Genomic DNA, 23,442 nt, shown 5'->3' with positions numbered 1-23,442 from the left:
CCGCTGTTTCCCGAGGATCGCGTACGCGATCCGTTGCTCGAGCAGGCCGCGGACCTCGTCGATTCTTCGCAGCGATCTGGACGGCCGCGGTAACGTGTCCCAGGAAGGGCTGGTCAAGTTTGCGCATTTTTTTCCGTCTGCTGTCAGGACCAGGTCGGTTTTATGGCGCATATGACGCAATTCGGCGAGGTGACGGGGCGGAGGCTGGATTTGCCCGGATTCCTGGAGGCCAACCCGTGGACGATTCGCCCGGAAAAATTCGTCGTCGAACCGGAGGCCGCGGCGCTGGCCTGAAGTCGGGCAGGAGCGTACGAGGCTGACGGGCCAGGCCGTGACATGCGGCTTCGACTCCGGCGAGCGCAATGTTGCGCGAGCCGGTGAAAAAACGCCGGCCACGGGGCATCGCGCGCCCCGCGGCCGGCATGCCGTTACATCAGGCCTTCGCGCTGTCCGCCGAATCGAACGGCAGCACGTAATGCCGCTTGCCCGTCGCCGCGAAGATCGCGTTCGCCACAGCCGGCCCGACCGGCGCGACGCCCGGCTCGCCGACCCCGGTCGGCGCCTCGGCCGACGGCACGATATGCACCTCGACCTTCGGCATCTCGGCCATCCGCAGCACGTGGTAGCCGTCGAAGTTGCGCTGCTCGACCTGGCCGTCCTTCAGCGTGATCGCGCTGTGCATCACCGCGCCGAGCCCGAAGCCGATGCCGCCTTCCATCTGCGCGGCGACGATGTCGGGATTGATCGCGATCCCGCAGTCGACCGCGCACACCACGCGCTCGACCTTCACCTTGCCGTCCGCGTCGACCGACACCTCGGCCACCTGCGCGACATAGCTCTTGAACGCCTCGGCGACCGCGATCCCGCGCCCGCGGCCCTTCGGCAGCGGCTTGGCCGGATCCCACCCGGCTTTCTGCGCGGCGAGGTCCAGCACCGCGCGCATCCGGGGCTCCTTCTCGAGCAGGTCGTGGCGGAACGCGTACGGATCCTTGCCCGCCGTGTGCGCGGCTTCGTCGATGAACGCCTCGACCGCGTAGGCCGTGTGCGAGCTGCCGACCACGCGCCACCACAGCACGGGCACGCCCGTTTTCGCGGTGGTGAGCTCGACCGACACGTTCGGCACCGCGTACGGCAGGTTCGCCGCGCCCTCGACCGACGTCGCGTCGACGCCGTTCTTGACCATGAACGGCTCGAACGGCGTGCCGGCGAGAATCGACTGGCCGACGATCCGGTGGCGCCAGCCGACCAGCTTGCCGTCCGCGGTCAGTCCCGCGTCGAGCTTGTGGAAGTACATCGGCCGGTAGAAGCCGCCCTGGATGTCGTCCTCGCGCGTCCACTGCAGCTTGACGGGCTTGCCGTCCGCGCCCAGCGCCTTCGCGATCGACACGGCCTCTACCACGTAATCCGACCACGCGTTCGCGCGCCGGCCGAAGCTGCCGCCCGCGTACAGCGTGTGGATCTGCACCTGCTCGGGCTTCAGGCCCGCCGTCTTGGCCGCATTGGCCTGGTCGACCGTCTGGAACTGGTCGCCGGCCCAGATTTCGCAACCGTTCGGCGTCAGCTTGACGACTGCGTCGAGCGGCTCCATCGGCGCGTGCGCGAGATACGGGAATTCGTACGTCGCGCTGATCTTGCGCGCCGAGCCCGCGATCGCCGCGTCGGCATCGCCGTCCTTGCGCGCCGACGTGCCCGGCTTGTCGGCGAGCTGCCGGTATTCGCGCATGATCTCGTCCGAGCCGCGCTTCTCCGCGTTCGTTTCGTCCCAGTCGACCTTCAGCGCGTCGCGGCCCTGTTTCGCGGCCCAGAAGCCGGTTCCGACGACCGCGACGCCACCGGGCACCTGCACGACCGACACGACACCGGGCACGGCCTTGGCGGCCGTCGCGTCGAACGATTTCACCGTCGCGCCGAAGCGCGGCGGGCGCTGCAGCAGCGCGACGCGCATGCCGGGGAAGGTCGTATCGAGCGTGAAATGCGCGGTGCCGTTCGATTTTGCCGATGCGTCGACGCGCGGAATCCGGTGCCCGATCAGCTTGAAGTCGGCGGGCTGTTTCAGCGTGACCTTGTCCGGCACGGGCAGCGTCGACGCATCGGCGACGAGCGTGCCGTACGCAGCCGTCTTGCCGCTCTTCGCGTGCGTGACGACGCCCTTGGCGGTCGTCAGCTCGCCGGCCGGCACCTTCCAGCGGGCGGCGGCGGCCGACACCAGCATCGCGCGCGCCTTGCCGCCCGCTTCGCGCAGCTGCTGCCACGAGTTCGCCATCGCCGAGCTGCCGCCCGTGCCCTGCATCGTGCCGAACGCGAGGTTCGCGTAGCGCTTCGCATCGGCCGGCGCGCTTTCGACGCGGACGTTCGACCAGTTGGCGTCGAGCTCCTCGGCGACGATCGTCGCGATGCCCGTATAGGCGCCCTGGCCGAGTTCGACGTGCTTCGCGATGACCGTGACGGTGCCGTCCGGCGTGATGCGCAGGAACGCGTTCGGTGCGAAACCGGCCGCCGGCGCGTTCGCGGCGAGCGCGCGGCGGCCGAGGCCGGCCCATTCGAAGCCGATGGTCAGGCTGACGGCGGCCGCTGCCCCCGCAGCCTTCAGGAACGTACGGCGCGACGGGCTTACCGAATCGGTGTTGTCGAGTTCGATCGTCATGGTCAGGCTCCCAGCGTCGCGGCCGCGTCGTGGATCGCGGCCCGGATGCGGGCGTAGGTCGCACAGCGGCACAGGTTGCCGTTCATCGCGGTGTCGATGTCCGCGTCGGTCGGCTTCGGGTTCTGCTCGAGCAACGCGGTGGCCGACATGATCTGGCCCGACTGGCAATAGCCGCATTGCGGCACCTGCAGCTTGACCCAGGCGGCCTGCACGGCGTGCGCGGGCTTGCTCTGCAGGCCTTCGATCGTCGTGATGTGCTTGCCCGCGATGCCGGCGAGCGGCAGCACGCACGAGCGGACGGCCTGGCCTTCGAGATGCACCGTGCACGCGCCGCACTGCGCCATGCCGCAGCCGAACTTCGTGCCGGTCAGTCCCGCGTGTTCGCGAATCGCCCAGAGGACGGGCATCGACGGATCGGCGTCGAGCGTGACGTTCTTGCCGTTCAGGACAAACGAGGTAGGCATTTTGGTTGTCTCCGTGGGGAAAACCCGGCATGCGCCAGGTTAGCCGGCAGTGTGCGCGAGCAGCCTGAATTTGCGTCTACCCAATCCTGCAAATTTGTTGAACAATCCTGCAAATCCCCGGCGCGCGGCGAGCCGTTTCGCTATGCTCCCGCGACACGAGGAAATCAATTCGAGGATGCGTCATGGACATGACCGATATCGTCGCGTCGCGCGAATCCGGGCGACGCGAGCTGGCGTCGCTGATCGGCCGTTTCGCGCCGGCCGACGGCTCGCATTCGACGGCCGTGCCGGGCCTGATGCTGCATCGGCACACGCGCCCGGTCGATCTCGGCTGCGGCGTGTCGCGCGCCGCGCTCGTGATTGCCGGGCAGGGGGCGAAGCGCGTAGTCGTCGCCGGCCAGGCTTACGAATACGACACGCAGAATTGCCTGATTACCTCGATCGACTTGCCGATCCTGTCGCGCGTGACGCGCGCGTCGCCCGACGCGCCTTACCTGTGCCTGTCGCTGACCCTCGATCCGCAGCGGATCGTCGAGCTTGCCGCCGAGATGCGCCTGCCCGAACCCGACGCGGGCCCCGAAGGCGAGGGGATCGCGCTGGCCGAGCTGACGCCGCCGCTGCTCGACGCCGCGCTGCGCTTGTTGCGGCTGCTCGATACGCCAGCCGACATCCCGGTCGTTGCACCGCTGATCGAAAAGGAACTGCTGTACCGGCTGATGACGAGCGGGCAGGGCACACGGCTGCGCCACATGGCCATCGCGGGCAGCCAGACACACCGGATCGCGCGTGCGATCGAATGGATTCGCGATCACTTCGCGGAGCCGATGCGCGTCGAGTCGCTCGCGCAGGCGGTCAACATGAGCGTGTCGTCGCTGCACCATCATTTCAAGCACGTGACGACGCTGAGCCCGCTGCAGTACCAGAAGCAGCTGCGGTTGCACGAAGCGCGGCGGCTGTTGCTGCGGCAGGGCGGCGACGTCGGATCGGTGGCGGCCGTCGTCGGTTACGAAAGCGCGTCGCAGTTCAGCCGCGAATACAGCCGGCTGTTCGGCGCGCCGCCGATGCGCGACGTCGTGCACCTGCGCAAGAGGGAACTGCTCGGCTGACGGGCCGCCGCTCACCCGTCATTTCGCCACGACCGTCGTTTGCAGGACGGCCGGCGCGATCCGCCAGTCCGGCACATAGTGCGCGGGCCATGCGCCGGGCGTATCGACCGCGTTGAAATAGACCACGGCCTTCAGCAGCGGATAACGCCACAGCGAGCGCTGGAATTCGTCGAGTTCCTCGCGCTTGCGCGAATTCGAGCCGTCGACGCCGAGCTCCGCGACCATCACCGGCAGCCCGTATTCGGTCACCCGCTCATATTTGGTCCGCAGGATGCTCGCGGCCGAGAAGTGGCCGCCGGGCGGCCAGATGGCGCAGCGCGGGCAGTCGAACACCGACAGGCCGACTTCGTCCACGTAGCCGCGCCCCGGTCTTGTGAGCGAGCGCGAGACAGTGGTTCATGCCGAGCACGTTCGTCATCATCGTGTGGACGGGATCGGTCTGGTAGGTGGGCGGCGAAGCCGCGCACGCGAGATTCCAGATTTCGTCGACCTGCAGCTGCGGCAGGCCGAGCGACACGTCGCCCTTCACGAACTCGAAACGGCCGGATGCCTTCAGATCGGCAACGTTGAGCTTGCGTCCCGTCAGCAGGCTGTCGACGCACGTGACCGTTGCGCCTTCCGTGACCAGGCGCTCGCACACGTAGCTGCCGAGAAAGCCGGCGCCGCCGGTCACCCGCACGCGCTGACCGGCGCGCGTTTCGAGCGGTGCGCGGTCATTCATCGCCGTCTCCTTCGTCGAGCATCTCGAGGAACCACAGGTCGATTTGCCCGACGGCGTCGCGCACACGCTCCATCCCGCTGCACGGGTACCGTTTCGGCCAGCGCCGGTCCGCCTGTTCCGATGTCGACGAAGCGCCACGGCAGGCGCTCCGGTTTCGCTGACAACCCCGTTGATGCTTGAACGGCGCAAGCGCCGATCGATCGGTGGTGATCTTCATCGCCTTTTCCCCGACACGCAGATTGCGAGCGGCCACTGCCCGTGATTCGTGTGCTGTGGCGTGCCGCCCGGTGAGAGCCGGACATCAGGCAATCGGCATGCCATGGATGACGCAGTCCCGCCGGGCGCGGGCGCGGCGATGCCAGCACCGATCGACAGGCGTGCAGGCGTTTCACGCGTGAATCGTGGGGACAGGGGAATGACCCGTGCGAGCGCCGGATCAATGCGATTCGATACGATGAAACACTCGATAAATCAGGCTTTTACGAGATTGTTAACGTAAAACGCGTGCTTAATCGGCATGTTTCGTCGATGAGAATCGGGGGAATAAATGCTTAAAAACGTTTCTCGAATGTATCGCTTGTCAGGATGTCTCCGAAGTGAAAGGTGGGGCGAGCCGGAATGAAAAACGGCGCTTGTGATTTTGTCGGGATTCCGTGTTTACATTTGTTTTAATTATTACGCCGGTAACGGCCGGGATGGCAACATTTTTCGTCGTGTGATCGTGTCGGTATTTTCACGGATGAATCAAATTCGTTTCGACAATCGGGGGGCGCGCGTGCCGGCAGCGCATCGAAGACCGCTGCGCATGGCCCTGGCGCTGCGCGCAGGACGAATCGATTCTCGTTCGTTTTCGCACGGGAGCCTGGTCGCCTACGTCGCGAAGCGTGGTTAGTCAGTGGAAAGTGGGTTTCCGCCCGGCCTGCGCGGCGGCGCGCTTCTCAAGTTTGAAACACCCGTTCATCTTGCCGTCCGGCAAGGTTCCACGGGCCGGATTCGTCCGTCTAATCGCGGTATTGCTTCGAGACGCTCAATGATCGGGGCACGTGCGCAATCGTTGTCGCGATACATTCCTGAAACAAAAAATGACGTTTCCGGCGGAATGACCCGGCGTGGCGGCGATCTGCCGCTCGCAATGCGCGACGGGACAACATGTGGCACGCCGCTTGCGGTAATGGCTGCATCGGCGAGCGGTCGACACGATGCAACAAAGATGTGGGGGCGACCAACTCGTCAGTAGCAGTCGGGGAAACGGCGATGAAGACCATAAGCAGTAGTTTGATCCGCGCGTATTTTGCGCACCGGTGGGGTAGTCGGAAAGATCGGGGTGTTGCTCGCGACGCAGTGCCAGCTTCGCGAGTATTCCATTGCCTGGTTTCCTGCCTCCGCATCCGCCGCGTGCCGGATCGGTTGTCGCCACGCGCGATGGCCGGGCGACAGCGGTGCTCGCCCTCATCCAGTTCACCCGCATGGGCCAGACTGTTCGTGCCGGACAGCCTGACGCCGATTCGTCTACGACCGTGCAAGGCAGTTTCGATCGCGCCGGGTCAATACCGGCGCCGGCCGGACTAGATCGAACGCCTGTCGGCCGGATTATCCGGAAAACCTATTTCGCTCGCTCAGGGAGCAAACATGCCGACTGGCTGTCATGCAGGCCTGTTATCGCCAGGATAACGGACGCATGTTGAACGGCGTTGCATTTTGATGTTTTAAATGCATTCGCGTATTTTCGATTCCGCAACTGGATGCTGCGTGCCGGCATCGAGTCGGGCGGTGTATTGAAAATGGCGGGCTGTAACGGCGTGTGCGTCGTTCATGTTGGCATTATCAAGGTGTTTCTTGGCGGTTGATTTAATAATCATAAAATTAATCGAAAACACCTACGTATAAAGTTTGGACAACTTAAAATCACGAAACTAGAATTCGGCTGACCAAAATTACAAAAATATCGAATTCAAGGCCAGCAATAATTTCTTGTTTTGATAGTGATCCTTAATTTTAGGGATTGCTCACGGCGGGAAGGTTGAAGGCGTGCGATCTTCCTTGCTCATTCTGTTCACGCCGTTATGGAGTCGACCATGAAGAAGCTTCTGATTGCAGCAGCAGTTCTGGCGGTTTCGGGTGCCGCGTTCGCCGCCAGCGGCACGCTGTCGAGCAGCAACTCGTCGAGCGGTGGCCAGACGATGGCCGGGGTTGCGGGCTTTGGCCATTTCACCGCAACCGATTCCGGCGCGGCGCTCGGCGCAGCCGGCGCAGTGGCGGGCGGCCCGGGCAGCGGTTCGATCTCGTACACGAACCATACCCAAACGTCGACCGTCGGCGGCTTCGGCTTCGGCGGGGCACAAGCTGGCGGCAGCAGCGGTGCGAATGCCGGCTCGGTTGGCTGGACGTATCACCACTAAGCCGCGGCGCGTAGCGTTCGTCATTGGCTGGCGGTACGGATGCCGGGCTTCACCCCACCAGGGCGAGCCTGGCTCCGCCACCGCCGAACTTCCTCACAGCAAGGAATTGCTATGAAAGCCAAAGTCATATTAGCGACAGCGCTCACCGTCCTATCGTCGGCCGTATTGGCAGCGGGTTCGTTCACGACCAATCAGACGCAATCCGTCGCAGCGGGTGTGTCCGGTTCGGTACTGGTCGGCTCCGGCAGCTATACGAGCAATTCGACATCGACGGCTGGTGCAAGCGCCGGAAGTACCGTGACACCCGCTGGTTCCGTCGGTACGGCGTCCGCCAACCACAACTCAACCTCGACGGCCAGCGGTTCCGGCACGAACGGGGGCGCGTTCGCGGCAGGCGGCGGTATCGGTGCCGCAGGCTCGTTCGGCGGAAACAGCAGCACGAACGAGAACGCAAACGCACTGTCGGGAGGGGTGACCGCCACGATCGTACTCGGCGCGAACCACTACACGGCCACGGGCGCGAACGACAACGGCATTGCCAACGCGGGTGCCGCTGGACTCACGGGCAGTGGCGGATCGGCCGCGATCACGGGTTCGAATCACTACAACTCGTCGACCGCATGGAGTACCGGTCCGGCTGGTTCACCGTCCGCATCGGGCGGAAGCCAGGGCAGTTCGAGCGCGACCGGGAGCAGTCATTAGTCTGGTGTGGGGGGACCAGTTTCGCAGCGACGCTGGTCTCTTTTCCTGCACTGTTGTCACGTAAGGAGTTGGCATGAAGCAGAACCTGATTGCCGCCGCTCTGATGCTCGCGTCTCTGACGGCGTATGGCGCTGACCGTGCTGCCGATGGTGTGCAATCGACTATGCAGACGTCTAACAACCCTGACCAGACAACCAAACCGTCAGAACAACAAACGCTTTCGTCGGGCAGTGCCATCGGCGGACCGGACGCCCAGCAGTGGCAGGGCATGTCGGCCGGCTCGTGGTCCCAGCTGGGCAGCGGCTGGAAGCAGTTCGGGGAAGCAGCGAAATCTGAAGTCATTCAGGGGAATTAGCACGGTTGCCTGGGTGGGAGGTCTAACCTCGTCCGGAGATTGAAATGAACAGCAACAGGATCAAGGTGGCATGCGCGGCAATGTTCGCGATGACCACGATCGGTGCCCAGGCGCAAACTGCCGACTCGACTTCGAGCGCGCAGTCCTCGACGTCGTCGACGGCGATCAGCCAGGGCGGTGGCTCGAGCATGAACACGAACACCACGAGCTCGCGCGGCGGCAATGCCACCAGCTCCAGCGGGGTGCGCGGCAGCGGCAATTCGAGCGTGAACGTGAACGTGACGATGCCGTCCAGCACGAGCGGCGGCTCGAACGTGACGCCGCAGAGCGTTAGCTCGCTGGCTTCGTCCGGCGCGCCAGGCACCAACCCGTACAACACCCAGACATCGGAAAACGTCAACTACTCGGGCACGCAGACGATCAAGACCAACCCGGCGATCCAGGCGCCCGGCCTCACGACCACGCTGTCCGACACCTGCATGGGCTCGGTGAGCGTCGGCGTGTCGTTCCCGGGGTTCGGCGCGACGGGCGGCACGACGCTGGTCGACCAGGCTTGCGTCCGGCGTCTCGATGCGCGTGAATTCCGTGCGATGGGCCTGACCGACGTCGCGCTCGCGCTGCTGTGCCAGAGCGATGCGAACCGGCGCGCAGTGGAAGCGACCGGCCACCTGTGCCCGGGCACGACCGCGCCGCTCGCGCGTTCGAACGTGGCGCCGAGCGTCGAAGCGACCGTCGCCGACGACGTGAAGTATCGCGACCCGATCGTGCGCGACCGGATGGGCCTGCCGCCGCTCGGTTCGGCCGCGCCGGCTCCGGCGCCGACGCGTCCGATCCAGACGACGTCGGTGCAGGCGGCGCCCGTCCCGGTCCCGGTGCCTGTCCCGGTACCGGCGGTCGCGCCGGTTGCTGCCGCTCCGGCCGTCGCAGCGCCGGCCGTCGCCGCCGCCGCACCGGCAGTGGCTGCGCCGGCAGCAGCAGCACCTGCGGTTGCCGCGGCACCTGCTGTCGCAGCTGCCCCGGCTGTTGCCGCCGCGCCCGCAGCCGCGGTCGTACCGGCGGCCGCAATGGCAGCCGTGCCGGCCGCGGCCGTGATTGCCGCGCCGGCGGTTGCCGACAAGGCATCGCAAGCGCCTGCCACGCCGGTGGCCGACACGAAGGCTCCCGAGCCTGCGCAGCCGGTTGCCGACGCGAAGGCGCCGGAGGCCGCACAGCCGGTAGCCGACACGAAGGCGCCGGAGGCCGCACAGCCCGTAGCCGACACGAAGGCGCCGGAGGCCGCACAGCCGGTAGCTGACGCGAAGGCACCGGAGGCCGCACAGCCCGTAGCCGACACGAAGGCTGCCGAGCCCGCCCAGCCGGTTGCCGACACGAAGGCACCCGAGCCCGTGCAGGCCGTCGCCGACAAGGCACCGGAGCCGATGCCGGCCGCGACCGACAACGCAGCGCAGGCCGCCGGCGAACCCGTTGCGGAACCGATGCCGGCAGCTGCCGTCGTCACGGCGCCGGCAGCCGAAGCAAAGGCTGCCGAGCCGGCCCCGCAAGCGGCTGTCGAAGCGCCTGCTCCGGAAGCCGCTCAGCCTGCCGCCGCCGCGGCGCCTGCCGACATGCCGGCAGCCGACGCGAAGGTGCCGGACGCGGTCGAATCCGCTGCCGCACCGGTTGCGCCGTCCGCCGACATGCCCGCGTTGACCGATCCGGCGCAGGCATTGCCGCCGGCTACGGTCGACCAGCAGGCCGCACCGGCTGCACCGGTCGCGCCGGCGCCGGCCGTCATCTCGACGAGCACGTCGTCGTGAGCACGCGGGGCCGTCTTCCGTGCGACCGGGATGCCGGTCACACGGGAGCCGTACGGCCCGATGCCCGACAGTCTTTTCCTGTTTGACAGGTGTTGGTCCCATCCCCGAGGTCAACACCTCTTTTTGCCTGACGAGGATGCAAGGAGGCCTCAATCATGAGGATCTTTTTGGTCGCTTTGCTGCTGGTCAGCGTGGAAGCCGCTGCGCAGTCCGTTTTCCAGAATCCCGCGGTGTTCGTCATCCTGAGCGAGCAGACGGCTGCGAATGCCGTGAGCGTCCAGCAGGCGCTGTCGACGCTCGGCCGCCCCGACAACACGGCATGCGCGCCGATGATGATGGTCGGCGATCCGCAGATGATCTACATGATGCCCGAGGAGGGGCACGCGCCGTCGTGGCAATCGCCGGTGTATGGCCGCGGCGCACCGTTCGAAGCGCAGAACGGGCCGTCGCCGACCGGCAAGACGGTCGGCGCGATGCAGCACGCCGAGGACATGCAGACGCAGCCGTGGAGCGACGGCAGCGCGATCACGCAGAAGATCGCCGGCGAGTCGAACGTGACGGCGGCGGACCGCGTGAGCGACTGGCAGCGCAACGGGCTCGACAAGATCGAGACGGCCCGCGCGGCTGACGTGACGGTCAATGGCAAGACCTACCGTGCCTATCGCGACGATCTCAACCGATCGGCGAAGCCGGTCATCGAGCCGCAGATCTACACCCAGCGCGTCGTGTTCTGCCGATAACGAAACATCGATTCGAGGACGGGGCGGCGCGGCGCCGCGCCGCGGGACCACGGAGCCCCGCCACACACAAGCCGGCAACGGCCGCCCCGATATACAACCCTACGCGGCGAGGCCATCGTGAACTATTGCTGCCAGCTCAGCGTGTCAGGCCCGCAGGATGTCGAACGGGACGCCGGTGCGCTGCCGTTCGTCGCCGTCCGGCGCAACCATGTCGCGCCGTCGCGGCCGCTCGTCTACCTGTCGCAGCAACACGATGCTGCGCTCGTCGACTGTCTCGCGTTGCGCGGCTGGGACGTGTGGCGTGCGAAAACCGTTGCGGACGCACTGAATCTCGTCAAGGCGAACCGCCCGCATGCGGGTATCGTCGATTTCGCAAGCTTCGCGTCACCGGATGTCGCGTCGTTCGAGACGCTGCTGCGTGACTCGCGCGTCGGCTGGATCGCACTCGCCGACGGCGAGCGGCTGCGCGACATCACGATCGCGCGCCTGATCCGCCATTGCTGTTTCGACTACGTGCGCAACGCGACGGCCTACACGACCATCGGCTATCTCGTCGGCCATGCATACGGGATGCTGAAGCTCGCGGACGGCGACCCGGCCCCGGAGGCTGCGCCGCCCGGCAGCGCGATGATCGGATCGTGCGATGCGATGCGCCGGCTGTTCGCGACGATCCGCAAAATCGCGAACACGGAGGCGACCGTGTTCATCGCCGGCGAATCCGGCACCGGCAAGGAGCTGACGGCGGCGGCGATCCACCGCCAGTCGTCGCGTGCCGACGCGCCGTTCGTCGCCGTGAACTGCGCGGCGATCCCGCCGACCCTGTTGCAGGCCGAACTGTTCGGGCACGAGCGCGGGGCGTTCACGGGCGCGCACCAGCGCAAGATCGGCCGCATCGAGGCTGCGCACGGCGGCACGCTGTTTCTCGACGAGATCGGCGACATGCCGTTCGAGAGCCAGGCGAGCCTGTTGCGGTTCCTGCAGGAAGGCAAGATCGAGCGGCTCGGCGGGCATGCGTCGATTCCGGTGGACGTGCGGATCGTGTCGGCGACCCATGTCGATCTCGAGGCCGCGATGCAGGCCGGGCGGTTCCGCGCCGACCTGTACTACCGTCTGTGCGTGCTGCGCATCGACGAGCCGCCGCTGCGCATGCGCGGCCGCGACATCATGCTGCTCGCCGACGACGTGCTGCGGCGCTATCACGGCGACGGCTCGTACCGGATTCGCGGTTTCACGCCGTGCGCGATCGAGGCGATCCACAACTATCCGTGGCCCGGCAACGTGCGCGAGCTGATCAACCGGATCCGCTTCGCGGTCGTGATGACGAACGGTCCGCTGATCTCGGCCGCCGACCTCGAACTGCACGCGTATACGTCGCAGCACCCGCCGACGCTCGCGCAGGCGCGCCGGCAGGCCGAACGGCACGCGATCGAGAAAACGCTGCTGCGCCACCGCCACCAGCATGCGGAGGTCGCCGCGGAGCTGGGGATCTCGCGTGCGACGCTGTACCGGCTGATGACCGCGCACGGGCTGCACGGCTGACGCGCCGTGGCGCGCGTCCGCTCAAGACCGTGCGCCGGCGGCCGTTAAGACGTGAAATGACCCGTTCGGCCCGCGCGCATCGATGCGCGCGGCCGGCACGCGGCGCATCACGCTTATCCGAGGTTTATCGTGGCAGAGTGCAGTCACTGCGGCAGGACGTTCCTGGCCGGCGGCCGGTCGATCGGCCGCCGCCGCTATTGCAGCCCGGTATGCGCGCAAGCGCATCCGATCGTGGTCGAGGCCGAACGGGTGCCCGACGCCAAGGTCCGGCAGTACGTCGACGACTGTCGCTATGGGCCATGCCCGATCTGTTTGCGCGAAGGGCGGCCGGTCGACGTCCACGCGTCGCATCGCGTCGTGTCGCTGGTGTTCGTCACGCGCTGGGCCACGCGACGCCACGTATGCTGCCGCCGCTGCGGCCGCAAGAAGCAGGCGGTCGCGCTGCTCGCATCGGCCACGCTCGGCTGGTGGGGGCTGCCGTGGGGCATCGTGCTGACGCCGATCCAGCTCGCGCGCAACCTGCTTGGCCTGGCCGCGCGCGATTCCGAGGTCGCGACGCAGCAGCTGGACGAACTCGTGCGGCGCAAGCTGGCCGCACGCCGGCTCAGACGTGCGGAGCAGGGCACCGGCGCCTGACCGCGCGTGCCGGCGCGCCGCGCACGCTCACGCAGGCCGTTCGAAGCCCGATGCGACCCAGCGTTCGGCGCTGGCCTTGTTCAGCTTGAACCCGGCCGACACCTTCGCGTCGGCCAGCAGCTCGCCATACGGATCGAATGCCTTGAGCTGCGCATACGGCTCGAACTCGTCCGGCACGATGTCGAGCGTCACCGACACATCCTGCCCGGCTTCGTCCTGGACCGTCACTTCCTTGTGCAGCATCGCGCGGCGCTGCTGTTCGTGCCGCATCAGCACTTCGGTCGCGGTCTTCACGAGCGTGCGGAACGCGTTCGCATCCATCGGCTTCGGATTCTTCTTGTCGCGGCCCATGGTCCACGGCCCGACCAGCGCGGGCTCGGACTCGCCGTCCTTGGTCATCTCGACGGCCCAGCCGTCGTCGTCTTCGTTCTTGATGATGCGGGCCGTCCAGCCGTTGTCGCGCCAGAGGCCGTCTTCGTGGATGGAGGTGTCGTCGGATTGCAGGTCGGAATCGGTCATGAGGAAAACGGGGAGTGCGGGCAGCCGGCGAAAGGGCGGTGGCGCGCGGCCGGGCATCGGCGCGTCGCTCGCCGCCGGTCGCCCGGGATGGCATGCAAAAGGGCGATTTTACCTGCTGACCGGCCGCGCGGCGCGCAAAGCCGGCCGTCAGGCCGATGCCGCGCCGGCCGACCGGCGACTGCCGACCGCTGAGCCCGCGTGAATATCAAACTCGTATTACGTCCCCGACGGCCGATTCGTATGCCGTCCGATATCCCGTCCGTGCGCAGGTTCATAGAATCGACGTTCAGGCTAAAAATCGCCTGAACGTCCTTTAAACGCTCAACCGGTCGCGCGCGTTTCGTGCGGCGCGGCCGGTGAACCACCAGGAATTGCGCATGAGGAAATTCAATGTTCGCATCGTCTTCGCGTACGACTGGCCGTTGACGCTGGCCGGCATCGAGCAGATCGCAGGGAGCACCTGCGCGATCGAACTCGTCGCCGTTTACCGGAGCGCGGCCGAACTGGTCGCGTCGCTCGGCGGCGTCGACTGCGATGTCGTGCTGGTCGATTATGCGATTCGCGGCGACGCGCAGATGGACGGCCTCGCGCTGTTCGACTGGCTGCGGCGCACGCGGCCGAACGTCGGGATCGTCGCGCTGGTCGCGAACGAGAACCCGCTGATCTTCCGGTCGATCCTCGCGATCGGCGGCGTGAGCGTCGTCAGCAAGTTCGACGAGGTCGGCCACATCGTCACGGCGATCCATTCGAGTTACAGCGGCGGGACGTACCGGTCCCCGTCCGTCCGGCGCGCGGTCGACGCGCTCGGCGAGCGGGGCGCGGCGCCCGTGAAGCTGTCGGCGCGCGAGATCGAGGTGATTCGCCTGTATCTGTCGGGCGTGCCGATCAAGACGATCGCGCAGCGCCTGAGCAAGGGCAAGCAGACGGTCAGCGCGCAGAAGATCAGTGCGATGAAGAAGCTCGGCGCGAACAACGACGTCGAGCTGATCCAGCGGGCGGCGGGGTTGGGGCTGGGGCGCAGCGAGGGCGCGCTGCAGACCGGCGGCGCGGCGTGAGCGCGCGCGCGCCGGGCGGGCGCCGTCAGGCCGGCAGCGCGAACCGCGTCACGGCGTCGCGCAGCGCTTCGGCCTGATCGCGCAGCGAGTGCGCGGCCGCCGCCGCCTGTTCGACGAGCGCCGCGTTCTGCTGCGTGACCTGGTCCATCTCGCCCACCGCGCGATTGACCTGCTCGATCCCGGCGCTCTGCTCGCGCGACGCGTGGCTGATTTCGTCGAGGATCTCGTTCACCCGCCGCACCGACTGTACGATCTCGGCCATCGTCTCGCCCGCGTGCGTGACGAGCGTCGCGCCGTGTTCGACCGTCTCGTTCGACGACACGATCAGCGACTTGATCTCCTTCGCCGCCGTCGCCGAACGTTGCGCGAGCGAACGCACTTCGGCCGCGACCACCGCGAAGCCGCGGCCCTGTTCGCCCGCACGTGCCGCTTCGACGGCCGCGTTCAGCGCGAGGATGTTGGTCTGGAACGCGATGCCGTCGATCACGCCGATGATGTCGCCGATCTTGTGCGAACGGTCGGTGATTTCGTTCATCGTGCGCACGACGTCGTCGACCACCTCGCTGCCGCGCGTCGCGACTTGCGCGGCCTGGCCGGCGAGCGATGCGGCCTGCGCGGCGCTGTCCGCGTTCTGCTTCACGTTCGCGGTCATCTGGTCCATGCTCGACGCGGTCTGCACGAGCGCGGCCGCCTGCTCCTCGGTGCGTTGCGACAGGTCCGTGTTCCCGGACGCGATCTCGCTCGCGCCGACGTTGATGTTCTCGGTGCCCATCCGCACGCGTGACACCATGTCGATCAGCCCGCCCTGCATCGTGTGCAGCGCATGCAGCAGGCTGCCGCGATCGTCCTGCTTCACGGTCACGCGCGCGGTCAGGTCGCCCTGCGCGATGCGCTGGGCGGCGTCGAGCGCCACCTCGAGCTCGCCGCCGAGGTTCGCGCGCACGCTCTTCAGCACCAGCACCATCACGGCCGTCGCGATCGCGCCGAGCACCGCGGTCATCGCGAACCAGCGGCCGATGCTCTCGAGCACCGCCGTGCGCACGTCGTTCATGTACATGCCCGTCACCAGGTACCAGTCCCACGGCGCGAAGCGCTGCACGGCGCTGGTTTTATCCTGCGGCTTGTCCGCGCCCGGTTTCGGCCACAGATACTCGACGAAGCCCTTGCCGCCTTCCGCGTTGCCGGCCTTCACGATCTCGACGAACAGGTGCTTGCCGTTCGGATCGGTGAAGTTCGACACGTCCTTGCCGTTGAGATCGGACTTGATCGGGTGCATCACGATCACCGGTTTCGAATCGTTGATCGAGATATAGCCGTCGGCGCCGTAGCGCATCGCGGCGATCGCCTCGAGCGCCTTCTGCTTCGCATCGGCTTCCGGCATCGCGTTCTGCTGCGACAGCTTGTAGTAATGGTCGGTCACGCTCGCGGCCTGCGCGACCAGCGACGCAAGCTGGTCGCGGCGGTCCGCGATCATCGAGGCGCGTGTCTGCCATGCGCCGAGCCCGGCGATGACGAGCAGGCCGAGCCACAGGATGACGATCATCGAGGCGAGTTTCTGATTCAGGGAAAGGTTGCGCATGGTATGTGGTCGGTCAGTCGAGGATGCTCGCCGGGGCGGCGTGACGGGGTAAGTATCTTGACGGCGCCGGGCGCACATCGCCGTAGACGGGTTATCCCTAGGAACCGGTACCTGCCCGATGCCTTCGATGCCGAAAGGGGTATCTATGCATATGCATAACGGGCATCGCTATACTGTCGGGCAATTGCGTTCGCGCCGCGCGCCCGGGTTGGCGCCGGCACGGCACTGAACGAAACCGAAAGGAGGCAACGATGCGGATTCTGGTGGTAGGGGCCGGCGCGGTCGGCGGATACTTCGGCGGCCGGCTGGCCGCGGCGGGACGCGACGTGACGTTCCTGGTGCGTGACGGCCGCGCGGCTGCGCTGGCGCGCGACGGGCTGCTGATCCGCAGCCCGCGCGGCGACCTGACGCTTGCGAACGTGCGGACCGTGCGCGCGGCCGATGCGGACGCCGGCGTCGCGCCGTTCGACCTCGTGCTGCTGAGCTGCAAGGCATACAGCCTGGACGACGCGATGCTCTCGTTTGCCCCGTTCGTCGGCCCGCAGACGCTGATCCTGCCGATGCTCAACGGCATGCGCCATCTCGACGTGTTGCGCGACCGCTTCGGCGCGACGCAGGTGCTCGGCGGGCTCTGCGTGATCGCGGCGACGCTCGATCGCGAGCAGCGCATCGTGCACCTGAACGACACGCACGGCGTGTCGTTCGGCGAACTTGCCGGCGGCGAATCGCCGCGCGTGCGCGCGGTAGCCGACGTGCTCGGCGGCGCGGGCTTCGACGCGACGCTCAGCGACAGCATTGCCGCGCGGATGTGGGAGAAGTGGGTGTTCCTTGCGACGCTCGCCGCGAGCACGTCGCTGTTCCGCGGCTCGGTCGGCGACATTCTCGCCGCGCCGGACGGCCGCCGCCTGCTCGAAACGATGCTCGCAGAATGCAGCGCGATCGCCGAACACAACGGCCACCGGCCCGACCCGACGGCGATCGAGCGGATGCAGAGAATGGTGCTGACGCCGTCGCCGCTGACCGCGTCGATGCTGCGCGACGTCGAGAACCATGCGCGCGTCGAAGCCGATCACGTGATCGGCGACCTGCTCGCGCGGCGCGACCCGCAGGCGGCCGACGCGCTGTCGCTGCTGCGGATCGCGTACAACCACCTGAAGGCGTACGAGGTGCGCACGGCACGCGAGCACGCGGCCGCGTAACGCCGGCGCGGACGGCCGCCCGGCCGTACCGCGCTGCACAAATTTGCCGTGCGGCGCCGTTTGTGGCCGGATTGCGCAAAAAAGTATCGGAAATCAGGCGTAAAGTTGGTGGAGCCGCGCGCTCGATCGACCTACATTGCTTCCCATGCGACCGGTCGCGGTGCCGCGCGAAACACGCGGCACGCGCGCGCACCGCCGAACTGGCCGGCCAGCGATACATGGGAATGGAGACGCCAACATGATGCACCCCGATCTCGAAGTGGTCGAAGTGCGACGCGACGAGTCGTTCAAGGTCTGGTCGCACGGCTATCCGTATCGCACGATCCGCTGGCATTTCCATCCCGAATTCGAACTGCACCTGATCGTCGCGACCCGCGGCAAGTATTTCGTCGGCGACCACATCGGCTCGTTCGGCCCGGGCCATCTCGTGCTGCTCGGCCCGAACCTGCCGCACAACTGGGTCAGCGACATGGCCGAAGGCGAGACCGTCGAGCGCCGCAATCTGGTGATCCAGTTCGACCCGGCGTTCGTGCGCCGCTGCATGGACGCATTCCCCGAATGCCGCGACGCGCAGGCGCTGCTCGACGATGCGCGTCGAGGGGTTGGCTTCGACGCCGCGACGAGCGCCGCGATCGCGCCGCTGTTCGACGCGCTGCTGGCCGCACGCGGCATGCGCCGCATCGCGCTGTTCATGACGATCCTCGAACGGTTGTGCGGCGCGGCCGAACGCACGCTGCTCGCGAGCCCCGCGTATGACCAGGCCGACGTCACGCCGACGCGGCTCAGCCACGCGCTGTCGTATATCGGCAAGAACCTCGCGTCCGAGTTGCGCGAATCCGATCTCGCGCAACTGACCGGGCAGAGCGTCAGCGCGTTCTCGCGTGCGTTCCATCGCCAGACGGGCATGCCGTTCGTCCAGTACGTGAATCGTCTGCGGATTGAGTCCGCGTGCCAGATGCTGCTCGCCGACGACGCGAACATCACCGACATCTGCTTCCAGGCCGGCTTCAACAACGTGTCGAACTTCAACCGCCAGTTCCGCGCGGTGAAGGGGATGGCGCCGTCCGAATTCCGTGCGCTGCAGCGCCTGAACGCGCGCAGCCGCGACCTGGCGCTGCATGCGGCGCCCACCGGCAACCCGATGCCGCCGCGCGTGCTGACGCCCGGTGCGCCCGAGCTCGCGCCGCAGCCCGGATGATCGCCGGGCTGACGCCCGCCTGAATTTTCCCTGCCGTTTCACCCAGCCGATCGCGTCGCTCACGTCGCGAGGGGCTCACTCACCCACGAAAAAGCTGCACACAATCGGAGACACCGTCATGACGCACGCATCGCCCGCCTCATCCCCCCGTCGCGCCGCCCGCATGGCGGCCGTTGCCGCGCTCGCCGTCGCGGCCCTGCTGCCGGCCGCCACCGCGCAGGCCGCGCCGTTGCGCATCGGCATGACGTTCCAGGAACTGAACAACCCGTATTTCGTGACGATGCAGAAGGCGCTGAACGACGCGGCCGCATCGATCGGCGCACAGGTCGTCGTGACCGACGCGCATCACGACGTCAGCAAGCAGGTGAGCGACGTCGAGGACATGCTGCAGAAGAAGATCGACATCCTGCTCGTGAACCCGACGGATTCGACCGGCATCCAGTCGGCGATCACGCAGGCGAAGAAGGCCGGCGCGGTGGTCGTGGCCGTCGATGCGAACGCAAACGGCCCGGTCGATTCGTTCGTCGGTTCGAAAAACTACGACGCGGGCGTGATGTCGTGCGAATACCTCGCGAAGGCGATCGGCGGCAGCGGCGAGGTCGCGATCCTCGACGGCATTCCGGTCGTGCCGATTCTCGAACGCGTCCGCGGCTGCAAGGCCGGGCTCGCGAAATTCCCGAACGTGAAGCTCGTCGATACGCAAAACGGCAAGCAGGAGCGCGCGACCGCGCTGTCGGTCACCGAAAACATGATTTCCGCGCATCCGAACCTGAAGGGCATCTTCAGCGTGAACGACGGCGGCTCGATGGGCGCGCTCGCTGCGATCGAGGGTTCCGGCAAGGACATCAAGCTGACGAGCGTCGACGGCGCGCCCGAGGCGATCGCCGCGATCCAGAAGCCGAATTCGAAGTTCATCGAGACGACCGCGCAGTTCCCGGCCGACCAGGTACGCATCGCGCTCGGCATCGCGATCGCACGCAAGTGGGGCGCGACGGTGCCGAAGGCGATCCCGGTCGACGTGAAGGTCGTCGATCGCGGCAACGCGAAGGGCTTCAGCTGGTGAACGACGAGCGACGCGACGCGACGGGCGGCGGCACGGCCGGCGCCCTTCGCACGGAGAAGCCGATGAACACGATACTCAGGCTCAGCCACATCACGAAAAGCTTTCCCGGCGTGAAGGCGCTGTCCGACATTCATCTGGAGATTGCGCGCGGCGAGATCCACGCGCTGCTCGGCGAGAACGGCGCGGGCAAGTCGACGCTGATGAAGATCCTGTGCGGTATTCATCACCCGGATACCGGCACGATCGAGATCGACGGCACCGCACGCCATTTTGCGGACTATCACGACGCGGTCGCGGCGGGCGTCGGCATCGTGTTCCAGGAATTCAGCCTGATTCCGCACCTCGATGCCGTCGACAACCTGTTCCTCGGCCGCGAGCTGCGCAACCGCTGGGGCGCCCGGGACCGCAAGCGGATGCGCGATGCGGCCGCCGCGATCTTCGCGCGGCTCGGCGTGGCGATCGATCTCGATGCGCCGATCCGCGCGCTGTCAGTCGCACAGCAGCAGTTCGTCGAAATCGGCAAGGCGCTGTCGCTCGACGCGCGCATCCTGATTCTCGACGAGCCGACCGCCACGCTCACGCCGGCCGAAGCCGGGCACCTGTTCGCGATCATGCGCGAGCTGAAGCGGCAGGGTGTCGCGATGATCTTCATCTCGCACCATCTCGACGAGATCTTCGCGGTGTGCGATCGCATCACGGTGCTGCGCGACGGCCAGTACGTCGCGACGACCGGCGTCGCGCACACCGACGTCGAGCAACTGGTGCGGATGATGGTCGGTCGCCGGATCGAAAGCAGCTTTCCGCCGAAACCGGCGCTGCCGGCCGATGCGCCGGCCGTGCTCGAAGTCGAGGCGCTGCAGATCGAGCGCGACGGCCCCGTGAACCGCTTCACGCTGCGGGCCGGCGAGATTCTCGGCTTCGCCGGGCTGGTCGGCTCGGGCCGAACGGAAACGGCGCTGGCGGTGATCGGCGCGACCCGCGCGCACCGCAAGGAAGTGCGCGTGCGCGGCGCGGCGGCGAAGCTTGCCGATCCGGCCGACGCACTGCGCGCCGGCATCGGCATCCTGCCGGAAAGCCGCAAGACAGAAGGGCTCGTCACGTCGTTCTCGATCCGCGACAACATCTCGCTGAACAACCTCGGCAAATACCGGTCGATGCGCTGGCTGATCGACCGCGGCAGCGAGGCGCGCACGACGCACGACGTGATGCGGCGCGTCGGCGTGAAGGCGCCGTCGATCCACACCGAGGTCGCGACGTTGTCAGGCGGCAACCAGCAGAAGGTCGTGATCGCGCGCTGGCTGAACCATCACACGTCGGTGCTGATCTTCGACGAGCCGACGCGCGGCATCGACGTCGGCGCGAAAGCCGAAATCTACGGGCTGATGCGCGAACTCACCGCGCGCGGCTACGCCATCATCATGATCTCGTCCGAGCTGCCGGAAATCGTCGGCATGTGCGATCGCGTCGCCGTGTTCCGGCAAGGACGCATCGAGGCGACGCTCGCCGGCGACGAGATCGATCCCGACACGGTCATGACCTATGCCACGGCCGGCACGCGAGGAGCGACCCATGAACCTGCCTGATTCTTCTTCCACGCCTTCCACGACGCTCGCGGCCACTGCCGGCAACGCGCCGCCGCCACGTGCGATGTGGGCGCAACTGCGGCGCTCGACGCTGTTCTATCCGCTCGTCGGCCTGATCGTCGTGTGCATCGCGATGATGATCGCGAGCCCGAGCTTCCTGTCCGCCGCGAACCTCGAGAACGTGCTGCGCCAGGTATCGATCAACGCGATCATCGCGGTCGGCATGACCTGCGTGATCCTGACGGGCGGGATCGACCTGTCGGTCGGCTCGGTGATGGCGCTGTCGGGCACGCTCGCGGCCGGGCTGATGGTCGCGGGTGTCAACGCGGTCGCCGCGCTCGCGATCGGCATCGCGGTCGGCTTCGGCTTCGGCTTCCTGAACGGCGTGTTCGTCGCGTTCGCGGGGATGCCGCCGATCATCGTCACGCTCGCGACCATGGGCATCGCGCGCGGCCTCGCGCTGATCTATACGGGTGGCTATCCGATCGACGGCTTGCCCGACTGGGTCGCGTTCTTCGGCAGCGGCAAGGTGCTCGGCATCCAGGCGCCCGTGCTGACCATGCTGGTGGTCTATGCGATCGCGTGGCTGCTGCTCGAGCGCATGCCGTTCGGCCGCTACGTGTATGCGATCGGCGGCAACGAGCAGGCGACGCGGCTCACCGGCGTGCGTGTCGCGCGGGTGAAGCTGATCGTCTACACGCTGGCCGGGCTCACGTCGGCGCTTGCCGCGATCGTGCTGACGGGCCGGCTGATGAGCGGGCAGCCGAACGCGGGCGTGGGCTTCGAGCTCGACGCGATCGCGGCCGTCGTGATGGGCGGCACGTCGATCTCCGGCGGGCGCGGCGCGATCCTCGGCACGCTGGTCGGCGCACTGCTGCTCGGCGTGCTCAACAACGGGCTGAACATGATCGGCGTGAATCCGTATGTGCAGAACGTGATCAAGGGCGGAATCATCCTGCTCGCGATCTACATCAGCCGCGAACGGTCGCGGTAACGACCGGTTCATCAGTCATCCGAATCACTCACGAAAGAGACAACTCATGACGACACCCGAAGACCCGCCGCGCATGACCGCGGTCGTCTGCCACGGCCCCGAGGACTATCGCGTCGAACAGGTGGCGAAGCCGCGCCCCGGTGCGAACGAGCTCGTGATCCGCATCGCCGCGTGCGGGATCTGCGCGAGCGACTGCAAGTGCTATACGGGCGCGAAGATGTTCTGGGGCGGACCGAGCCCTTGGGTGAAGGCGCCGGTGATTCCCGGCCATGAATTCTTCGGCTACGTGGAAGCGCTCGGCGACGGCGCAGCCGGGCATTTCGGCGTGGCGATGGGCGACCGCGTGATCGCCGAGCAGATCGTGCCGTGCGGCAAGTGCCGCTATTGCAAGTCGGGCCAGTACTGGATGTGCGAAGTGCACAACATCTTCGGCTTCCAGCGCGAGGTTGCCGATGGCGGGATGGCCGAGTACATGCGGATTCCGCCGACCGCGATCGTTCACAAGATCCCGCTCGGCGTCTCGCTCGAAGATGCGGCGATCATCGAGCCGCTGTCGTGCGCAATTCATACGGTGAATCGCGGCGATGTCCAGCTCGACGACGTCGTCGTGATCGCGGGCGCAGGCCCGCTCGGGCTGATGATGACGCAGGTCGCGCACCTGAAGACGCCGAAAAAACTCGTCGTGATCGACCTGATCGACGAACGGCTCGAACTCGCGCGGCAATACGGCGCCGACGTGACGATCAACCCAAGGCGCGACGATGCGCGCGAGATCGTCCGCGCGCTGACCGACGGCTACGGCTGCGACGTGTACATCGAGACGACCGGCGCGCCGGTCGGCGTGAGCCAGGGGCTCGACCTGATCCGCAAGCTCGGCCGCTTCGTCGAATTCAGCGTGTTCGGCGAGGATGCGACCGTCGACTGGTCGATCATCGGCGACCGCAAGGAGCTCGACGTGCGCGGCGCGCACCTTGGGCCATACTGCTATCCGATCGCGATCGACCTGCTCGCGCGCGGGCTCGTCACGTCGAAAGGCATCGTCACGCACGGCTTCGCGCTCGAGGACTGGGACGACGCGATCCGCGTCGCGAAATCGCCCGAATCGATCAAGGTGCTGCTGAAGCCGGCCCGCTGAGGCGGCAGGCATGCG

The 23,442-nt window shown here is 67.0% G+C and carries 23 protein-coding genes and 1 pseudogene; 16 read left to right on the top strand and 8 right to left on the bottom strand.

What is annotated here, in order from left to right; genetic code table 11:
• Positions 1-171 precede the first annotated feature (171 nt).
• Positions 172-294: a hypothetical protein gene (locus tag BLA15945_RS37835; protein ID WP_256086118.1), complete on the top strand. Its 123-nt coding sequence runs from the start codon at positions 172-174 to the stop codon at positions 292-294.
• A 139-nt stretch (positions 295-433) separates the two neighbouring features.
• Here the strand turns inward: BLA15945_RS37835 and BLA15945_RS02380 are convergent, their stop codons facing one another.
• Together BLA15945_RS02380 and BLA15945_RS02375 are read right to left on the bottom strand one after the other, a co-directional pair.
• Positions 434-2,644: a xanthine dehydrogenase family protein molybdopterin-binding subunit gene (locus BLA15945_RS02380; protein ID WP_174991379.1), complete on the bottom strand. Its 2,211-nt coding sequence runs from the start codon at positions 2,642-2,644 to the stop codon at positions 434-436.
• Positions 2,645-2,646: 2 nt separating this feature from the next.
• Positions 2,647-3,108 carry a (2Fe-2S)-binding protein gene (locus tag BLA15945_RS02375; protein WP_174991378.1) on the bottom strand — a complete coding sequence of 154 codons (462 nt, stop codon included), beginning with the start codon at positions 3,106-3,108 and terminating at the stop codon, positions 2,647-2,649.
• Positions 3,109-3,290: 182 nt separating this feature from the next.
• On the opposite strand from BLA15945_RS02375, the gene BLA15945_RS02370 reads away from it, so the two are divergent.
• Entirely contained in the window at positions 3,291-4,214 is a 924-nt protein-coding gene (locus tag BLA15945_RS02370) for an AraC family transcriptional regulator (RefSeq protein ID WP_059239768.1), read from the top strand.
• A gap of 18 nt (positions 4,215-4,232) precedes the next feature.
• Here BLA15945_RS02370 and BLA15945_RS37560 read toward each other — a convergent pair whose 3' ends face one another.
• The 3 genes and pseudogenes from BLA15945_RS37560 to BLA15945_RS02355 all read right to left on the bottom strand — a co-directional run bounded on the left by BLA15945_RS37560 (position 4,233) and on the right by BLA15945_RS02355 (position 5,152).
• A complete protein-coding gene (locus tag BLA15945_RS37560) occupies positions 4,233-4,463 on the bottom strand; it encodes a hypothetical protein (RefSeq protein ID WP_059239769.1) in 231 nt (76 codons plus the stop codon).
• 106 nt (positions 4,464-4,569) lie between these two features.
• Positions 4,570-4,935: pseudogene (locus tag BLA15945_RS02360) on the bottom strand (NAD-dependent epimerase/dehydratase family protein); the annotation flags it as partial.
• Positions 4,928-5,152, bottom strand: a complete 225-nt coding sequence (locus tag BLA15945_RS02355) for a hypothetical protein (RefSeq protein ID WP_233464104.1) — start codon at positions 5,150-5,152, stop codon at positions 4,928-4,930. The gene BLA15945_RS02355 and the pseudogene BLA15945_RS02360, both read right to left, overlap by 8 nt.
• A gap of 1,858 nt (positions 5,153-7,010) precedes the next feature.
• Here BLA15945_RS02355 and BLA15945_RS02350 point away from each other — a divergent pair.
• The 3 genes from BLA15945_RS02350 to BLA15945_RS02340 all read left to right on the top strand — a co-directional run bounded on the left by BLA15945_RS02350 (position 7,011) and on the right by BLA15945_RS02340 (position 8,391).
• A complete protein-coding gene (locus BLA15945_RS02350; RefSeq protein WP_059240940.1) occupies positions 7,011-7,334 on the top strand; it encodes a hypothetical protein in 324 nt (107 codons plus the stop codon).
• Between the two features lie 111 nt (positions 7,335-7,445).
• Positions 7,446-8,036 (top strand): hypothetical protein, encoded by a 591-nt coding sequence (locus tag BLA15945_RS02345; RefSeq protein WP_059239771.1) that lies wholly within the window; start codon positions 7,446-7,448, stop codon positions 8,034-8,036.
• A gap of 73 nt (positions 8,037-8,109) precedes the next feature.
• Positions 8,110-8,391, top strand: coding sequence for a hypothetical protein (locus tag BLA15945_RS02340; RefSeq protein ID WP_059239774.1), 282 nt, complete (start codon positions 8,110-8,112; stop codon positions 8,389-8,391).
• A gap of 22 nt (positions 8,392-8,413) precedes the next feature.
• Here the strand turns inward: BLA15945_RS02340 and BLA15945_RS37555 are convergent, their stop codons facing one another.
• Complete coding sequence (locus tag BLA15945_RS37555) at positions 8,414-8,689, bottom strand: hypothetical protein (protein ID WP_226196253.1); 276 nt, start codon at positions 8,687-8,689, stop codon at positions 8,414-8,416.
• Between BLA15945_RS37555 and BLA15945_RS02335 the strand changes: the two genes are divergently transcribed.
• From BLA15945_RS02335 to BLA15945_RS02320, 4 genes are all read left to right on the top strand, one after another.
• Positions 8,664-10,187, top strand: a complete 1,524-nt coding sequence (locus BLA15945_RS02335) for a chemotaxis protein CheA (protein ID WP_233464103.1) — start codon at positions 8,664-8,666, stop codon at positions 10,185-10,187. The two genes, BLA15945_RS37555 and BLA15945_RS02335, sit on opposite strands and share 26 nt — an antisense overlap.
• Before the next feature lie 155 nt (positions 10,188-10,342).
• Positions 10,343-10,927 (top strand): hypothetical protein, encoded by a 585-nt coding sequence (locus BLA15945_RS02330; protein WP_059239778.1) that lies wholly within the window; start codon positions 10,343-10,345, stop codon positions 10,925-10,927.
• 141 nt (positions 10,928-11,068) lie between these two features.
• Positions 11,069-12,466: a sigma-54 dependent transcriptional regulator gene (locus BLA15945_RS02325; protein WP_059240941.1), complete on the top strand. Its 1,398-nt coding sequence runs from the start codon at positions 11,069-11,071 to the stop codon at positions 12,464-12,466.
• Positions 12,467-12,595: 129 nt separating this feature from the next.
• The gene (locus BLA15945_RS02320; RefSeq protein ID WP_174991376.1) at positions 12,596-13,102 is read left to right on the top strand and encodes a hypothetical protein; all 507 of its coding nucleotides are present in this window, start codon (positions 12,596-12,598) and stop codon (positions 13,100-13,102) included.
• A 27-nt stretch (positions 13,103-13,129) separates the two neighbouring features.
• On the opposite strand, the gene BLA15945_RS02315 is transcribed toward BLA15945_RS02320, so the two are convergent.
• On the bottom strand, positions 13,130-13,621 hold the full coding sequence (locus BLA15945_RS02315; protein ID WP_059239782.1) for a hypothetical protein: 492 nt from the start codon (positions 13,619-13,621) through the stop codon (positions 13,130-13,132).
• A 377-nt stretch (positions 13,622-13,998) separates the two neighbouring features.
• On the opposite strand from BLA15945_RS02315, the gene BLA15945_RS02310 reads away from it, so the two are divergent.
• Positions 13,999-14,676 (top strand): response regulator transcription factor, encoded by a 678-nt coding sequence (locus tag BLA15945_RS02310; protein WP_059239784.1) that lies wholly within the window; start codon positions 13,999-14,001, stop codon positions 14,674-14,676.
• A gap of 25 nt (positions 14,677-14,701) precedes the next feature.
• Here the strand turns inward: BLA15945_RS02310 and BLA15945_RS02305 are convergent, their stop codons facing one another.
• Positions 14,702-16,255, bottom strand: coding sequence for a methyl-accepting chemotaxis protein (locus BLA15945_RS02305; RefSeq protein WP_059239786.1), 1,554 nt, complete (start codon positions 16,253-16,255; stop codon positions 14,702-14,704).
• Between the two features lie 251 nt (positions 16,256-16,506).
• On the opposite strand from BLA15945_RS02305, the gene panE reads away from it, so the two are divergent.
• The 6 genes from panE (at position 16,507) to BLA15945_RS02275 (ending at position 23,427) form a co-directional block, all read left to right on the top strand.
• On the top strand, positions 16,507-17,454 hold the full coding sequence (gene panE, locus BLA15945_RS02300; RefSeq protein WP_174991375.1) for a 2-dehydropantoate 2-reductase: 948 nt from the start codon (positions 16,507-16,509) through the stop codon (positions 17,452-17,454).
• Between the two features lie 238 nt (positions 17,455-17,692).
• Positions 17,693-18,652, top strand: coding sequence for an AraC family transcriptional regulator (locus BLA15945_RS02295; protein ID WP_174991374.1), 960 nt, complete (start codon positions 17,693-17,695; stop codon positions 18,650-18,652).
• 118 nt (positions 18,653-18,770) lie between these two features.
• A complete protein-coding gene (locus tag BLA15945_RS02290; protein ID WP_174991373.1) occupies positions 18,771-19,715 on the top strand; it encodes a substrate-binding domain-containing protein in 945 nt (314 codons plus the stop codon).
• A 62-nt stretch (positions 19,716-19,777) separates the two neighbouring features.
• A complete protein-coding gene (locus BLA15945_RS02285) occupies positions 19,778-21,298 on the top strand; it encodes a sugar ABC transporter ATP-binding protein (RefSeq protein WP_174991372.1) in 1,521 nt (506 codons plus the stop codon).
• A complete protein-coding gene (locus BLA15945_RS02280; RefSeq protein WP_174991371.1) occupies positions 21,285-22,292 on the top strand; it encodes an ABC transporter permease in 1,008 nt (335 codons plus the stop codon). The genes BLA15945_RS02285 and BLA15945_RS02280 overlap by 14 nt, the downstream gene beginning before the upstream one ends.
• A 46-nt stretch (positions 22,293-22,338) precedes the next feature.
• On the top strand, positions 22,339-23,427 hold the full coding sequence (locus tag BLA15945_RS02275; RefSeq protein ID WP_059239796.1) for an alcohol dehydrogenase catalytic domain-containing protein: 1,089 nt from the start codon (positions 22,339-22,341) through the stop codon (positions 23,425-23,427).
• Positions 23,428-23,442: the final 15 nt, after the last annotated feature.

The sequence above is a fragment of the Burkholderia arboris genome (assembly GCF_902499125.1).
Taxonomy (GTDB): domain Bacteria; phylum Pseudomonadota; class Gammaproteobacteria; order Burkholderiales; family Burkholderiaceae; genus Burkholderia; species Burkholderia arboris.
The sequence above is the reverse complement of the archived record's forward strand: the minus strand, read 5'-3'. Positions and strand labels throughout refer to the sequence as shown.